General features: G+C 59.7%; 14 protein-coding genes. 9 read left to right on the forward strand and 5 right to left on the reverse strand.

The window, feature by feature from the left end; translation table 11 throughout:
- The first annotated feature begins 18 nt into the window (after positions 1–18).
- The 5 genes from M0D69_RS27135 (at position 19) to M0D69_RS27155 (ending at position 5,176) form a co-directional block, all read left to right on the forward strand.
- A complete protein-coding gene (locus M0D69_RS27135) occupies positions 19–147 on the forward strand; it encodes a hypothetical protein (RefSeq protein ID WP_301784956.1) in 129 nt (42 codons plus the stop codon).
- Positions 144–1,733, forward strand: a complete 1,590-nt coding sequence (locus M0D69_RS27140) for a rhodanese homology domain-containing protein (protein ID WP_301784957.1) — start codon at positions 144–146, stop codon at positions 1,731–1,733. Before M0D69_RS27135 ends, M0D69_RS27140 begins: the two co-directional genes overlap by 4 nt.
- Positions 1,734–1,859: 126 nt before the next feature.
- Positions 1,860–2,795, forward strand: coding sequence for an ABC transporter substrate-binding protein (locus M0D69_RS27145; protein WP_301784958.1), 936 nt, complete (start codon positions 1,860–1,862; stop codon positions 2,793–2,795).
- A 24-nt stretch (positions 2,796–2,819) separates the two neighbouring features.
- A complete protein-coding gene (locus tag M0D69_RS27150) occupies positions 2,820–4,061 on the forward strand; it encodes an acyl-CoA dehydrogenase family protein (RefSeq protein WP_301784959.1) in 1,242 nt (413 codons plus the stop codon).
- Positions 4,058–5,176, forward strand: a complete 1,119-nt coding sequence (locus M0D69_RS27155; RefSeq protein ID WP_301784960.1) for an LLM class flavin-dependent oxidoreductase — start codon at positions 4,058–4,060, stop codon at positions 5,174–5,176. Before M0D69_RS27150 ends, M0D69_RS27155 begins: the two co-directional genes overlap by 4 nt.
- 58 nt (positions 5,177–5,234) lie before the next feature.
- Here the strand turns inward: M0D69_RS27155 and M0D69_RS27160 are convergent, their stop codons facing one another.
- Both M0D69_RS27160 and M0D69_RS27165 read right to left on the reverse strand, forming a co-directional pair.
- On the reverse strand, positions 5,235–6,218 hold the full coding sequence (locus M0D69_RS27160; protein ID WP_301784961.1) for a GTP-binding protein: 984 nt from the start codon (positions 6,216–6,218) through the stop codon (positions 5,235–5,237).
- On the reverse strand, positions 6,215–7,834 hold the full coding sequence (locus tag M0D69_RS27165) for an amidohydrolase family protein (protein ID WP_301784962.1): 1,620 nt from the start codon (positions 7,832–7,834) through the stop codon (positions 6,215–6,217). Before M0D69_RS27165 ends, M0D69_RS27160 begins: the two co-directional genes overlap by 4 nt.
- 282 nt (positions 7,835–8,116) lie before the next feature.
- Between M0D69_RS27165 and M0D69_RS27170 the strand changes: the two genes are divergently transcribed.
- The 3 genes from M0D69_RS27170 (at position 8,117) to M0D69_RS27180 (ending at position 12,619) form a co-directional block, all read left to right on the forward strand.
- A complete protein-coding gene (locus M0D69_RS27170; RefSeq protein WP_301784963.1) occupies positions 8,117–9,433 on the forward strand; it encodes an MFS transporter in 1,317 nt (438 codons plus the stop codon).
- Positions 9,434–9,460: 27 nt separating this feature from the next.
- Positions 9,461–11,029, forward strand: a complete 1,569-nt coding sequence (locus M0D69_RS27175; RefSeq protein WP_301784964.1) for a PucR family transcriptional regulator — start codon at positions 9,461–9,463, stop codon at positions 11,027–11,029.
- Between the two features lie 195 nt (positions 11,030–11,224).
- Entirely contained in the window at positions 11,225–12,619 is a 1,395-nt protein-coding gene (locus M0D69_RS27180; RefSeq protein WP_301784965.1) for an aspartate aminotransferase family protein, read from the forward strand.
- A 96-nt stretch (positions 12,620–12,715) separates the two neighbouring features.
- Here the strand turns inward: M0D69_RS27180 and M0D69_RS27185 are convergent, their stop codons facing one another.
- The 3 genes from M0D69_RS27185 to M0D69_RS27195 form a co-directional block, all read right to left on the reverse strand.
- The gene (locus tag M0D69_RS27185; RefSeq protein WP_301784966.1) at positions 12,716–13,210 is read right to left on the reverse strand and encodes an Lrp/AsnC family transcriptional regulator; all 495 of its coding nucleotides are present in this window, start codon (positions 13,208–13,210) and stop codon (positions 12,716–12,718) included.
- Between the two features lie 45 nt (positions 13,211–13,255).
- Entirely contained in the window at positions 13,256–13,981 is a 726-nt protein-coding gene (locus tag M0D69_RS27190; protein WP_301784967.1) for a haloacid dehalogenase type II, read from the reverse strand.
- Positions 13,982–14,079: 98 nt separating this feature from the next.
- Positions 14,080–14,805 carry a haloacid dehalogenase type II gene (locus M0D69_RS27195; protein WP_301784968.1) on the reverse strand — a complete coding sequence of 242 codons (726 nt, stop codon included), beginning with the start codon at positions 14,803–14,805 and terminating at the stop codon, positions 14,080–14,082.
- A gap of 314 nt (positions 14,806–15,119) precedes the next feature.
- On the opposite strand from M0D69_RS27195, the gene M0D69_RS27200 reads away from it, so the two are divergent.
- On the forward strand, positions 15,120–16,004 hold the full coding sequence (locus M0D69_RS27200) for a DMT family transporter (RefSeq protein WP_301784969.1): 885 nt from the start codon (positions 15,120–15,122) through the stop codon (positions 16,002–16,004).
- The last annotated feature ends 4 nt before the right edge of the window (positions 16,005–16,008 follow it).

Here is a 16,008-nt window from a genome sequence, read left to right on the forward strand (position 1 = left end):
CTTCACCCACGATGAGTCATGAAAAATTGCACGGGTTTATCGGCGAGATTGCGCAACTCGTCGATGACCATTTGCCCGAATCGCAACTACTCGAACGACACGCTTCCCACCCTCTGGAACCTCTCGAAGGAACGACTCGACTCATGAGCGCCATCCCGCAGCGCAGCTTCAACGACGTGCGCGACGCCCTGCTTTCAAAGCGCGAAATTGCATTCCTCGATGTCCGCGAAGAAGATCCGCACGCGCAACGTCATCCCTTGTTTGCAGCGAACCTGCCGTTATCGAAGATTGAACTCGACGCCTTTACGAAGCTCCCGCGCAAGAGTGTGCCGATCGTCTTGCTTGATGACGGCGAAGGACTGGCAGAACGTGCGGCGCGACGTTTTGAAGCGCTCGGCTACACCGATGTCACGTTGCTCGAAGGCGGTCTGAAAGGCTGGGAACGCGCAGGCGGTGAAGTGTTCCGCGACGTCAACGTACCAAGCAAGGCGTTCGGCGAGTTCGTGGAAGCGAAACAGCACACGCCGGCGTTATCGGCTGAGGCAGTCGACGCGCTGCTGAAAAGCGGCGAGGACGTGGTCGTGCTGGACGCGCGCCGCTACGACGAATATCAGACGATGAATATCCCCGGCAGCATCAGCGTACCGGGTGCTGAACTCGTGTTGCGCGCCCGGGCGCTCGCACCCGACCCCAAGACACGCGTGATCGTGAATTGCGCGGGACGTACGCGCAGCATCATCGGCACGCAGTCGCTGGTGAATGCGGGAATTCCGAACCCGGTGGCGGCGTTGCGCAACGGCACGATCGGCTGGCTGCTTGCGGGTCAATCGCTCGCGCATGGCAGCGCACGCCAGTTCGCGGCGGACGATGGCCTTGCCAATACCGAGTCGCGTCAATCTGCACGTGCAGTCGCAGATCGTGCGGGCGTAAAACGCACGACGTTCGCTGACGCGCAACACTGGGCCGAAGACACGACACGCACGACCTATCGCTTCGATGTCCGCACGCCGGCCGAATACGAGCACGCGCACGCGGCGGGTTTTCAAGGCGCGCCGGGCGGCCAGCTCGTGCAGGAAACGGAGATGTTCGCGCCGGTTCGCGGTGCCCGCGTCGTCCTTTTCGACGACGACGGCGTGCGCGCCAACATGACGGCGTCATGGCTCGCGCAGATGAATATCGACGTGTATGTGATCGATGACGCAACGAGCGTTGTGCTCACGGAACAAGGCCCGTGGCGCGGTGCAAAACCGCAACCTGCACCAACGCCTGCGATCACCGCAAAAGACCTCGCCACCCTGCTCGACGACCCAGCGAGCCAGACCATCGTGCTCGACTTCACGGCGAGCGCCAACCATGTGAAGGGACACATTCCCGGCGCTTGGTGGACCGTGCGCTCGCGGCTTGCGCTCGACCTGCCCGCGTTGCCGGACGCGAAGCAATACGTGGTCACGTGCGGATCGAGCGCACTTGCGGCGTTCGCCGGACCGGATGTGGCGGCGCTCACATCGAAGCCGGTCCTGTTGCTCGAAGGCGGTACCGCTGCGTGGGCCGCGGCAGGTTTACCGCTTGCCAAGGGCGAGACCCATCTGGCGTCGCCGCGTATCGACCGGTATCGGCGTCCGTATGAAGGCACCGACGCTCCGCACGAAGCAATGAACGCGTACCTTGAGTGGGAGTACGGGCTAGTCGCGCAACTCGAACGTGATGGCACGCACGGCTTCTTCGTGATCTGAAGCAGCAGGTCTGACGCGGCCCGGTCCGCGTCATTCCAACTTCGGCGCTTAGCAAAGCAGAACTATGCGTTTGTCTAATGGCGCGGCGAATCGTATCGTGAATCCTTTCTCCTGCATGGACGATTCATGAAACGACGCAGCCTCCTGTTGATCGCCGCGCTGACTGCATTCACCGTGCTGCACCCTCTTGCTTCTGCAGCCGAAACCGTTTTGAAAGTCGGCGACCAGCAGTTGCAGACACGCGGCATTCTCGAAGCCTCGGGCCAGTTGAAGGACGTGCCGTACAAGATCGAGTGGCTCAACTTTCCGGCCGCGCAACCGCTCGGTGAGGCCTTGAATGCAGGCGCAATCGATATAGGCGGTCTCGGCGATGCGCCGCTGATCTTCGCTTATGCCGCCGGTGCGCGCGTACGCGCGGTCGCGGCAACCCGCTCGCAACCGGTCGACCTCGCGATTCTCGTGCCGGCCGGATCGTCCATCAAGAGCGCTTCGGATCTCAAGGGCAAACGCATTGCGACCACGCGCGGTTCCATCGGCCATTTTCTGGCCATCGCGACCCTTGAACGCGCAGGGATCAAACTCTCTGACGTGACGCTGGAGTTCATGCAACCCGCCGATGCCAAGTCCGCTCTGGAGTCGGGCAACGTCGATGCATGGTCTACATGGGACCCCTATGTCGCGCTCGGCGAGTTGCGCGATAACAACCGCAGCGTGGCGAACGGTGTGGGCCTGTCATCGGGGCTCAGCTTCCAGGCCGCCACCGACGAATCGATCAAGACCAAACGCGCGCAAATCGATGACTTCGTGCGTCGCGTAGCGGCCGGTCAACAATGGGCACTATCGCATCCTGACGAAGTCGCGACTATTCAGTCGCGCGTCACGCACCTACCGGCCGATGTGCTGAAGGTCGTCTATCAGCGAGCGCAATTAAAGCCGATCGCCATCGACAGCGGTGTGATCGCCGAGCAGCAGCGCACCGCCGATCTCTACGTTCGCGCGGGCGTGATCAAGACGACGCTTGACGTGACACCAAGTTTCGACACCCAGTTCACGGCGCACTAAGAATTTTCATCAACGGACCCCCCGATGACCGTACGGCATCCGCCCACTGCCTTGCAGGACCCGATTGCGCTTGACGCCCTCGCCGATCTCGACAGCGCCGCCGCCGATCAATGGCTCGCCGCGCTCACTCAGGATTTCGCTGCGAGCGCTGCGGCGCTGGATCGCGCCGCCCTCTTTCCCCACGACAACCTCGCGCGGTTGCGAAGCGCCGGCTTGCTCGCTTTGACAGTTCCGCAAGCGCTAGGCGGCCGCCAGGCGACGCTCCCGCAAGTGCTCAAGGTAGTGCGCGCGGTTGCTCGCGGCGAGCCGTCGACGGCGCTGATCCTCGTGATGCAGTGTCTTTATCATCTGCGCCTGCAGGCCAATCCGAACTGGCCACAAACGTTGAAGGAACGGGTCGCGCGCGATGCGGTGGAAAACGGCGCGCTCATCAACTCGCTGCGCGTGGAGCCGGAGCTGGGCTCGCCGTCACGCGGTGGGTTGCCGGGTACGATCGGGTGCCTGACCGATAGCGGCGACGCCTGGATTCTCAACGGCAGCAAGATCTATTCGACCGGCAGTCCGGGCCTGACATGGTTCGCTGTTTGGGGCCGCACCGACGAAATCTCGCCGCGCGTCGGGACGTTCCTCGTGCATCGCGATACAGTTGGCATTCGATTCGGCGAGCCGTGGAACCACCTCGGCATGCGTGCAACCGGAAGCCACGAAGTGATCTTCGAGAACGTACGTGTTCCCGCTGCTCATGCAGTCGACCTTAATCCTCCCGAGATCGCCGCGAGCGGCATGGACCCGCTCACCACGCTGTGGATGAACGTGCTGCTTTCGTCGATCTACGACGCCGTCGCCCGGTCCGCGCGCGACTGGTTTGCGTCATGGGCCATGGATCGCAAACCCGCCAACCTGGGCGCGCCACTGTCGAGCCTTGGGAGTTTCCAGCAGACGCTTGGCCGTATCGATGCGTTGCTGCTCAACAATCGCGTGCTGCTGGACGCCGGTGCGCACGGCAACATTCCGCTGCATGAAGCACCGGCCATCAAGTACCTCGTGACGCAGAACGCCATCACCGCCGTTGAGCTCGCGGTCGAGGCAAGCGGCAATCCGGGGCTGAGCCGCAACAACGCGCTTGAACGCCATCATCGCGACGTGCTGTGCTCGCGCATTCATACACCTCAAAACGACGCGCTGCTCGGCGCATTCGGGCGCGCCGCCTTCGCTGGATTGACCGCGCACCAAGCCAAACAATCTCTTAAGGGAGCACCACTATGAGCGTTGAATTCATCGGTTATGTCAGCCATCAGGAATCAAGCGAAATCCACTTGCCGCAAGGACCCGCGGTCAATCCGCCGTACATCGCCGCGGTCGCGCAAGCGCATGAATACGGAGGTTTCGATCGCGTGCTGATCGCTCATTCAAGCGCGTCGCCGGACGGCTTCCAGATCGCGTCGTTCGTCGCGCAGCAGACGAAGCGTTTGGGCGTCCTGCTTGCGCATCGGCCGGGCTTTGTCGCGCCGACGCTCGCCGCCCGTCAACTCGCCACGCTCGATCACTTCAGCGCAGGCCGCACCGCCGTGCACATCATCTCCGGCGGCGACGATACCGAACAGCAACGCGACGGCGACTTCCTCGAACACGACGACCGCTACAAGCGCACCGATGAATACCTCGATGTCGTGAAGCGCTCATGGACCAGCGAAACGCCGTTTGATCACGAAGGCGCGTTCTATCGGGTGAAGGGTCACCGGTCACTGGTTCGTCCCGTGCAGAAGCCGCATCTGCCGGTGTATTTCGGCGGTTCGTCGGAAGCAGCGATCCAGGTCGCGGGCAAGCATGCCGATGTTTTTGCGCTCTGGGGCGAGTCGCTGGCCCAGGTCGCCGAGACCGTAGCCCGGGTGCGCGCGGCCGCCAAACCGTATGGGCGTGAGAACGCCATCCGGTTCAGCCTTTCGCTGCGACCGATCATCGCTTCGACAGAAGATGCCGCATGGGCACGCGCAGAATCGATCCTCGCGCGCGCGACCGACGTGGTGAAAAGCAATCCCAACTTCACGCGGCGCCCGAGCGAACCGAAGAACATCGGTGCACAACGGCTGCTGGCCGAAGCAGCAAAGGGAACCGTGGTGGATAAGCGTCTGTGGACCGGCATCACCGCGCTGACAAAAGCGGCGGGCAACTCCACGTCGCTGGTCGGTACGCCCGAGCAGGTGACCGAAGCGTTGATCGAGTATTACCGCCTCGGCATCTCGACATTCCTGATCCGCGGTTTCGATCCACTGGAAGATGCGCTGGGTTATGGGCGCGATCTGTTGCCGCTGGTGCACGCCGCAGTTGCGCATGAGGACAGAAAAACGAGCAAGAAGGAACTCGAAGCGGTTCAGGCCTGAACAAAATTCGGCAACGTGAACAGCGGTGACATCGGGCAACGGTCATGTATTTTCTTGACTACCGCTGCAGCGCCGTCCACGAAACGCTGCAAGCTCCGTCGATCTGTTGCAATTCGACCATCGCGCAGTCGCGAACAATAAAGACCGCTGCAAGGTCGTCAAACGCTGTCGTCGCAAGACGTCTGGGTGCAGCGAATGTCGTTCCTACGCTCTGAAGTAAAACGCGATCGGTTTCATGCGGACCGGCGACGATCGCCTTCATTCGCAGCAGCCGATCACCAGTCATACCGGCGATATTTTCGAGCCACTCGAGAACATCTTCCCAGTTTGGCTTCTGGGTAAACCGGGCGCGAAACACGCGCACGCGAGGATGGAACAAGGTCCCCCCGACGCGCGTTGACTCGCTGCCTACGATCTGCGGTGACACCAAAGTATCCACCGCCGCAAAGGCCTCACAGGCCCGGATCGATGGCGCAAATTCATCGACAATACGAGCCATCGGATTGATGCCGGCGACCACGCTGCGCGCCTGCGCGCGCCGTTCAGGACTGACAAGATCAATCTTGGTCAGCACCACCGTATGCGCGGCGCCGAGCTGCGCGGAGGCATCTTCGAAATCGCGGTCGAGCGGTGGGCGGCTACAGTCGTAAGTGGCAACGATATGCAGCCGAAAGCGCAACTTCGCGAGTTGTTCCAGCGAACGCATGACGGCCCCAGGCCGCGACAACCCACTACATTCCAGAACGATCCGCTCGAATGGCTTTTGGCCCGCCTCCGCGCGCAAAGCGACCAGCTCTTCGACTGTCGTAGCCAGATCATCAGTCAACGAACAACATACGCAGCCGTTGCTGAGGGTTGCCATCATCATGCCACGGGCCGACTCCGAAAGAACCACCCCATCGATGTTGACGGCACCCACTTCGTTCACGATGACGGCTGTCGATGCACCGCTGCCCGAGTCAAGCAACGCTTCGAGCAACGACGTCTTGCCGCTCCCCAGAATGCCGACGAGGATGACAAATTGCGGGGATATCGAGTTCATACCTTTGACCTGACGTTTGGTCCGAGGGGTGTCTCGCCGTCCGGCCACGTAGCCGACACCATCGCGCGCACGTCAGCCAGTAGTTCCTCGACCCGGAACACGACTCCACCCTTGATGGTCAGTTCAATCGAGCGCTTTTGTTCCAGTGAGCGCAACTCGTCGTTCAGCCGCAAAGCGCCGGTTCCGTAAAGCAGCTTGAAATCGGTCAAAGGGTTCTGGTCGTGCACGAGAATGTCCGCACAGCGACCGACCTCGAGCGCGCCGGTCTCGTCTTCCATGCCCAGCAGTTCGGCAGATTGGGCCGTCGCTGCGCGCAGCACTTCCAGCGGCGAGAATCCGGCCTCCTGAAACAGTTCGAGTTCCCGGACATATCCGAACCCGTAGATCTGGAACATGAACCCGGAGTCGCTGCCCGGACATACGCGGCCTCCCCTATTCTTGTATTCGTTGAGAAACTGCATCAGGATGCGAAAGCTCTCGCGCCACTCGACTTCGTTCTTCACAGACCAGCGATAAAAATACGCACCGTGACCGCCGCGCTGTGGCTGGAAATACTTCCACGTGGTGTTATCCGTATACGAGTCGTGCCATTCAGCCCTGCGCGCACGCATGAGATCCCGGTTACCGTCATACACGTTCATGGTAGGGACGAAGGTATGGCCGACGGCCAGAAACGCATCCAGGACGTCATTCCACTTCTGACTGCCCGGCTTCGCCGCCTGGAGGAACGTCTGGCCGGCAGTGGAGAATCTCAGGTACTCGTCGTTATAGTTGTAGTCGTCGCCAATTGTTTGCAGCGTCCTGCCCTCGAAGAGCGCCTCCGGCAAACCGTACGCGTGCTCAGTGCTTGTCAGCCCCCATTGCGCCGTCTTGAGCGCGTTCATACGGCCTACCGAGAGTTGAGCATGATGGCAACACGTACGCAGCCCGAGCAGCTTGCACTCGTCCAGAGCCGCTTGCATGATCGCCGGCGGTGCTCCGAAAAACTTCACCCCCTTTGCGCCTCTTTCACTGACTTTTCTCAGCCATTGCCGTCCTTCTTCGGGACTGTAGATCGTCTTGAGGTAGTCGTTGACGGCAGGAAAGTAGACGTACGGGTACAGATGCGGCGCCGCGATGCGGTTCGCGTCGGCCGCGGCTTTCTGCTCACAGGTCCATTCGAGTCCGTTCATGCAGCCCGCTTCGCGCACTGACGTCACACCATGTGCAAGCCAGAGCTTGTACACATAGTCCGCCGGCATCATTTCGCCGTTTTCCTCATGAAACGGGGTGCCGATATGTGCGTGACAGTCGATGAATCCCGGCGTCACGAACTTGCCTGAACAGTCGATCTCATGGTCGCCCGCGGCAGGCCTGCGCTGCTCGTTGATGGGAAGGCCAGGCACGCCTACGGCTGCAATTTCCGTGATCCGGTCGCCTTCGATGACGATATCGGCAGGTCCCCAAGGGGGCGCGCCGGTGCCGTCAATAACCGTTGCGCCGCGCAGGATCAGCCGGCGAAACGGGCCGTCGCCACGGTCTCGCGACGAGGAAGGACGAACCTGGCCAAGCCCCTTCCTTGCAAAGCCCGCGACCATTTCTTCGCCGACTTCAATAGTGATGTTTGGCGTCGTCATTATTCCTCCCGGTTTCCGCTACGGACGCAACCAGTTCGTCCCGGGCATAGGGTAGAAACTCAAAAAAACAGGAGATACCTATCAAACATACAAAACAGACAAGAAAGTTTCCTTTTTTCTGACGCTTATTCTATGTTTGATACAAATCCCACCATGTTCATTGCGTTGTTTCGAGGGTAGTTGTGCGAATTGTGGCTGAGTCCAATGACTAACAGGGAGCGCGCGGACAACCTGTGCGTTCAACCTCATAGACGAAGTCACACGCATGCATCAGGAGTGGAGATGAACACGGTAGATCTGACGGCAACCTACGACGAGGACCGGGTAACCCGGCGACGCGCCATTGTCGCGACCGTACTGGGCAATGGCTTCGAATGGTTCGACTTCATGGTGTACGGCTTTTTTGCCATCACTATCGCCAAGCTTTTTTTCCCCACCGGTAACGACCTGAGTTCGTTGATGCTGTCGGTTGCGACCTTCGGCGTCGGCTTTCTGGTCCGCCCGTTCGGCGGCATTTTGATCGGCATTTACGCGGACCGCGCCGGCCGTAAGGCGGCACTGTCATTGACCATTCTATTGATGTGCGCGGGCACCGCGCTGATCGGCCTTGCCCCAACCTACTCGCAGATCGGCGTCGCCGCGCCTTGCCTGATTGTGATTGCACGGCTGCTCCAGGGATTTTCCGCCGGCGGGGAAATGGGCACGGCGACCGCGTTCCTGACTGAACATGCTCCGATGGGGAAGAAAGCCTATTACTCCAGCTGGATTCAAACGAGTATTGGCTTCGCCGTGCTGCTCGGGGCATGTTTCGGCACGGGTATCACGCTCGGACTGTCTGCGCAGGATGTCGAAAGCTGGGGTTGGAGAATTCCGTTTCTCTCCGGTTTGCTGATCGGACCGATCGGTTTTTTTATCCGGCGCAACCTCGAGGAAACGCCGGTCTTTCTCAACGCCACTGACAAGTCCAAGACGCCGCTTGCCGATGTGTTGCGCGACTATCCGCGGCAAACATTCGCGAGCTTCGCGATGGTCGTGCTGTGGACCGTGTGCATCTACGTCATCCTCTTCTACATGCCGACGTTCTCGGTCAAGGTGCTCAAGCTGCAGCAGCCGGCCTCCTTCATTGCAGCAATGGTAGGCGGCGTGGTGATTACGGTTTGCTCCCCGATCACTGGCTGGTGGTCCGACAAGATCGGCCGGAAATGGCTCCTGGCGGGTTCAGCCGCGGCGATGCTTCTGCTGGCGTGGCCGATGTTCGCGATGATCGTGTCATCCCCGTCGCTTGCCACGCTATGCATCTTTCAGGCCGCATTTGGCGTGCTGATTGCGATCTACACGGGCCCGATTCTCGCCGCGCTCTCCGAAACGTTCCCGACGAAAGTATTGTCTACCGGCCTGTCAGTCGCGTACAACCTTGCTGTCATGACGTTTGGCGGTTTCGCCTCGCTGATTCTGACATGGCTGATCAGCAAGACCGGCACTGCAATGGCGCCCGCGTTCTATGTGATGTTCGCGGCTGCTTTCAGTCTGCTCGGCGTGCTGTTCGGCTACCGGCAACCCGTCGCGAGCAGACAACCCGACATTGCTGTGCCCTGCTAGCGCGTCACGCTGCGTTTACGGAAAAAAATGAAACTCGATACAGCAATAAGGGAGACGATATTACGTGATGCCGAAGTGGTGGCAGGGTCGCAGACGCTGGACCGGGAGATCACGTGGGTTCATATGGTCGACCATCCGGACATTGCGCAATGGGTCAAGCCGGGAGAACTGTTGCTGACGACCGGATACAACTGGCCAAGCGAAGAGGTTTCCTCAAGAGAGCTGGTAAGAAACCTCAGCAAGGTGGGGCTTGCGGGCGTGGTACTCGCCGTGCCCCACTTTCGCGAACATTTCCCGCCTGAGGCGCTTGAAGAAGCTAACCGGGTTGGCCTGCCGCTTCTCGAACTTCCCTGGGATGTTCCGTTCAGCGAGGTCACTCACGAAATACTCGCCAAGATCATCAACTTCCAGGGCGACATCATCGAGCGGTCCGAAAAGCTGCACCGGGCGCTCACCAACGCGGCCGTCTCAGCGACAAGCCTGTCGGACATCGCAGCCGCGCTGACCAGCCTGCTCGGGCGCTTCGTGACATTCACCGATCCGGCCGGCGGCATCCTGGGTGGATCGGACACGGTTGAAGCGCTCACACTGCTCGAACCTCAATTCGTTGGTTCGGTGCAGGGTGGCTCGCTTTCTATCGACCTCACGGCAATGCAACGGCCGCTCGCGGTGGAGTTCGCTACAGAGGCAACAGTGCTGCATCGCATCGTCTTCCCGGTACGTCTGCACGATACTGTCGTCGCACTCATCTGGCTCGACCTCGCGGGCAACGAAACGCAAGAGCTCGATGCGCGTGCAATCGAGCATGCGAGCGTGGTTGCAGCGCTGCACATGATGCATCAGCGGCAACTCGCCCAACAGGAAGACCGCCTTGGGTATGCGCTCGTTGCCGGCCTTCTTGACGGCGAATTTTCAGCGACAGCCGGTGCCCTCGAACGCGCCCGGGTCTGTGGCTGGAGCGATTCAAAAGCTTATCGCGTGTGCCTGGTCCTGCTCGATGAGCCAATTCCACTGACGCCGGAAGGGCTCGAGCGACGCGAGCGCTGGGTCGAGTCACTCAAGCGCCAGTTGCGCGCAAGGAAGCTCCCCGAGCTCATCGCGATATGGCTGAACCAGATCAAGTTTATCGTTCCGGAAGACGCATCGGCGTCGTCATTGTGGGAAGCGCTGTCAGATAAACGCTCCGCCATGGCAATCAGCCGGATTCACACTGGCGTGAAAGGTATGGCAGTGGGAGCGCAGGACGTGGACGCGCTTGTGCCGACATTGCGCCCTGGACGCCTGCATCAATTCGACGAAATTCTTTTCCCTCGAGCATTGATGGGAGACCCGAATGCTCGCGAACTGCTCGTCGAGCGACTGATCGGTCCGCTCTCGGAGAAACGGCGCGGGGAATCGCTGCTGGAGACATTGTGCGCTCTCGCGGACGAGGGCTTCCAGCTCGCCAACACGGCGAAGGCACTCGGCATTCATATCAGCACGCTGCGTTATCGCGTCGAGCGCATCGAAAGCATACTGAAGTTGTCACTCGAAGATCCGAAGCTGCGGTTTCAACTGCAAGTAGCGGTAGCGCTGTATCGCCTTCGAGAAGACTAACTGGGTTTTTTCATACGCTCCGTAGGAAGACCGCCGTCATATTTCACGGTTTAATCTGAGAAACCGGCTCAGCTATCTGCCTCCGTCCTTCAACGATCGGGAACATCGACGCTGCACATCGCGCAGCGCACCGTGCACTGACGCGCACGTAGCATCAGCTCATCAATCAAGCACTCTCGAAACGAGGTCACTTATATGTCGATCCACTCACTCACCGAAGCCGACCGCAAGCATCTGATCCACCCGGTCGTCAGTTATCGCGCACACGAAGCACGCGGCGTCACCATTCTCGAGTCCGGCCGGGGCGCTTACCTGCGCGACGCAAACGGCAACGAACTGCTGGATGCCTTCGCCGGGCTGTGGTGCGTCAATGTCGGCTACGGCCAGGACAGCATCGTCAAAGCCGCATCTGAACAGATGACCCGCCTGCCCTACGCCACCGGCTATTTTCATTTCGGCTCGGAACCGGCGATCGAACTTGCGGAGCAGCTCGTCAGCCGGGCCCCCAAGTCCCTGCAACACGTCTATTTCACACTCGGCGGCTCCGATGCGGTGGACTCGGCAATCCGCTTCATCACGCACTACTACAACGCGACGAACCGTCCGTCGAAAAAGCACATCATCGCGCTCGAACGGGGGTATCACGGTTCATCGGCTGTGGGCGCCGGCCTGACCGCGATTGCGAGCTTCCATCGCAACTTCGACGTACCACTGCCCACCCAGCACCATATCCCATCGCCCTACCCTTATCGCAGCGCGACGCCTGACGATCCACAGGCGATCATCGCGGCTTCAGTCGCCGCGCTCGAAACCAAGGTTGCCGAACTCGGCGCTGAGAACGTCGCGGCATTCTTTTGCGAGCCGGTGCAAGGTTCCGGCGGAGTCATCGTGCCGCCTGCAGGATGGCTCAAGGCGATGAGCGAAGCTTGCCACAAGCTCGACATCCTGTTCGTGGCCGACGAAGTGATCACCGCGTTCGGCCGCACAGGACCCCTGTTCGCGTGCGAGACAGAAACCGTTGAACCGGACTTGATGACCGTCGCCAAAGGCCTGACCGCCGGCTATGCGCCGATGGGTGCCGTGCTGATGTCCGACGCGGTTTATCAGGGTATAGCGGACGGCGCGGACAAGTCCGTTGCGATCGGCCACGGCCAGACGTATTCCGCTCACCCGGTCAGCGCCGCGATCGGCCTCGAAGTCATGCGCCTCTATCACGAGGGCGGATTACTGGCCAACGGCATTGCACAAGCACCGCACTTCGCAAATGGGCTCGACGCGTTGCTGACGCATCCGCTCGTGGGCGACGCACGCCATAGCGGCCTGCTCGGCGCGCTTGAACTGGTGTCGGACAAAGATACCCGGAAGGGATTCGATGCATCGCTCAAGCTGCCTGAACGCATCTTCGAGGCCGCGTACCGGAACAAGGTCATATTCCGCGCATTCGGCGACAACATTCTCGGTTTTGCGCCCGCACTCTGCTACACGCGGGACGATTTCGCATTGATGTTCGAGCGTGTCGAGAAGACGCTTGACGACTTGCTCGAACACGCCGATGTACGAGCAGCGTTGCGAAGCAAAGCCGCCGCTTAAGCGACATGCCGGATACAACGGCTACGCCACCTTAGCGGAGCCATCCCGGAGTCTTTCGCTCTGGCGCGCCGCGATGGATTGTCGACGTGACGGACCTCATTGTTCGTCCGTTAGCAATCTGTCCAGCGGCGCGGCATGCTTCACGAACGGAGATCTGATGACGATGTAGCTGAAGTACTTCTCAATGCCGATGTTGAGATCCAGCAGCCTTTCCACCACCTCCTGATAGTGGCCGATATTGCCGACCAGAAACTTCAGCAGATAGTCATAACCTCCGCTGACCAGGTGGCACTCGATGATCTCGTCGATCTCCCGGACATTCGCCTCAAACCGGATGAAATCCTCGCGTCGATGGTCATGCAGCATCACCTCGGTAAAAACCGTCACCGTAGTCGTCAGCTTGGCAAGATTGAGATGCGCGCCGTATCCGGAGATGATGCCCGACGATTCGAGCCGTTTGACCCGTTGAAGACATGGACTCGGCGATAACCCGACGGCGTTGGCCAGGTTTGCATTCGTTATATTGCCGTTCTTTTGCAGTTCCGCCAGGATCTTGATGTCGATCCGATCCAGTTTTTGTCGAGTGGTCATATCGTGCTCTCGCGTCCGGTGATTTTTTCAGGCGGGTCTATCCGGTCACCCTCTGCTGAGCTCTTCGTGGTGCGCCTTCACCAGTTGCGCCATGCTCGTGAACTTGAACTCAACCGCCGGCTCATTGACCGTGCGCATGGTGGCACCGAAGCCCCGCTGCTCGAACCGACGGTAGATCCAGCAAGATTTCATGCCGAGCTTGGCCGCCGGTTCGTGATCGTGGAATATGCTGTCCGCAATGTGCAGCGTCTGTTCCTTCCGCACGCCAAGGGAAGGAAGAATATCAAGCATGTAATCGAAATTTCGATGAGAGGGCTTATAAGAACCGACATCTTCCGCTGTAATGACCGCGTCGAAGTCTACTTCCAGCATCGATCTGCTGCCGGCGAAACTTTCGTTGTCAACGTTGGACAGGATGATCAGCTTGAAGTACTTCTTGAGATATTGAAGCGTACTCGCGGAGTCGGGGAAAGCAGGCCACTGCCCCACCGACCGTCCGTATGCGGAAGACTCTTCCATCGTATAGGGAACGCTCCATTCCTCTGCGAGCCGTTTGAAGACGACCGCGAGCAGATCCCGATACGGCATCTCCGGCGTGTAACGCTGCTGACAAGACTCGTGACGCGCATGCGCCTCGAGCACCTCGTCACGCGTCAACGGCTTCTCAAGGCGTTTGATCAGAGGCATGAGACCCGCCGTTATACCGCGTTCCCAGTCGATCAGCGTGCCGTAACAATCGAAGGTGAGCGCCCTGAAATCAGTGAGTCGCACTTGAACCTCCTAAAAAATAAATCGCATTGGACATTGCGGGCCGCCACGCGGCCCGCAATGTCCTCTAACTCTGGCCACGCGGCAGACGCTATCAGGCGTTACTTTTGCAGCAAGGCTTCCTGATGCGCTTTCACCAGGCCAGCCATATTGTCGAAGCGGAAGTCCACCTTAGGCTGCTGGCCCGGATTCATTGTCGCACCGAAGCCTTCTTGAGCGTGCCGGCGATAAATCCAGCACGATGCCAGGCCAATTTCGTTTGCGGGTTTGTGATCGTGAAACAGGCTCTCGGCGGTATGCAGGATTTTTTCTTTTTTAATTCCACGGTCGCCAAGCTTGTCCAGCATGTATTCGAAATTACGCGGCGACGGCTTGTACGAACCAACGTCTTCGGCCGTGATGATCGCGTCGAACTCGACCTGCAGTTTTGCATTGCTGTAGGTGAAGCTTTCGTTATCGATGTTCGACAGGATAACGAGCTTGTAATGCTTCTTGAGGTATTGCAGGGCTTCTGCCGAATCTTCGAAAGCCGGCCAATTCTGCACTGACTTTCCGTACGCTACGCAGTCACCTAGCGTGACCGGCACCTGCCATTCCTCGGCCAGTCGTTTGTACACGATAGGCAGCAGTTCCTGATACCGCTTGGCCGGCGTGTATTTTTGCTGCGAGGATTCGTGGCGTGCGTGAGCTTCAAGGACCTGATCGCGCGTCAGCGGCTGCTTGACGCGCTCAAGAAGGGGACGCAGACCTTCGAAGATCCCAGTCTCCCAATCAATCAAGGTCCCATAGCAGTCAAACGTCAGCGTATCGAAGTCGGTGAGTTTCATAACAATTTCCCCTCAGTTGTTCACAGGATGAGCTCACAGTGTATTGACTCGCGGCAGCAGCCGTTACTGATGTCGAGATCAGCATCAGCACCCGGTTTCGCGCGATAGCGGCCCGACAGCAGATTCTGCTGCCGCGTTTGCAGCCTCGCGGATTCCGGACGTCGCGCAAGGTGCACGCCCTGAATTCTGCCCCTTGACCCTTTCCAGTTCTCTCCTACTTTACCGGCAAGATACCGCACGCCTCCCCCTGTGATACGCCGGATGACTCGAAAGGAGATGTACCGCAGAGTCGAGCGCTTTGAGGGATCCTTTTGATGGCTTTATTTGGAGTCGTGGTCACGGTGCTGATATGGAGCACACTCGCATCGAGCGTCGTTGTACTCGGTCATCTGCCGCCCCTGTTCGTCAACGGAATCGCCTTGACTGTGGGTGGTTTGTTGGGGTTGCCATGGGTGCGCGACTGGCGGATGCCTCCGTTGCTCGCTGTCGTTGGGTCTGCAGGCATGTTTGCATACCATGTCGTCTATTTCTACGCGCTCCAGCTCGGTGACCCGGTCGGGGTCAGCCTGATCCATTATCTGTGGCCGATACTGATCGTCATTCTTTCACCAGTCTTCACGCGCGATGTCCGCATCGGCAGCCGCCATCTCGTACCGGCCGCCATAGGATTCGCGGGCGCAATCCTCGCCTGCTTCGCGTCTTGGGGCACGACCTCCGGAAGCGGAGCAGGTCCGGCGGCGTTGGGGATAGGCCATGCCGGAATCGCGGCGACGTGCGTCGCTTACGCGCTCGCCCTGTTATCTGCTTTTGCCTGGGCGGCCTACTCGCTGTTGGGCACGCGCTACCGGCAAGTCCCCAGTCACTCTGTCGGGCTTTTTTGTTTGAGCGCCGGCCTCGGGTGCCTTGCCCTCTACTTTTCAAGGTCTTCGTGGCCGCACCTGACGATGACCGATGCAGGCGTTCTTATGTACATGGGATTGGGACCCATGGGCGGGGCGTTTTACCTTTGGGATTTCGCAATGAAGCGAGGCGATCCGCGCAAGACAGCCGTCCTGAGCTATGCGATCCCGGTCCTGTCGACCCTCTTCCTGTCGGCATACCTGCGTGTGCCAATGACCGCAACGCTTTGGGCCGGCACCCTGCTGGTAACGGTGTCCGTGGCGATGGCATCGCGCAGCCACGGACTGCCTGGAGACTGACTCG

It is taken from the genome of Caballeronia sp. SEWSISQ10-4 2 (assembly GCF_030464885.1).
Taxonomy (GTDB): domain Bacteria; phylum Pseudomonadota; class Gammaproteobacteria; order Burkholderiales; family Burkholderiaceae; genus Caballeronia.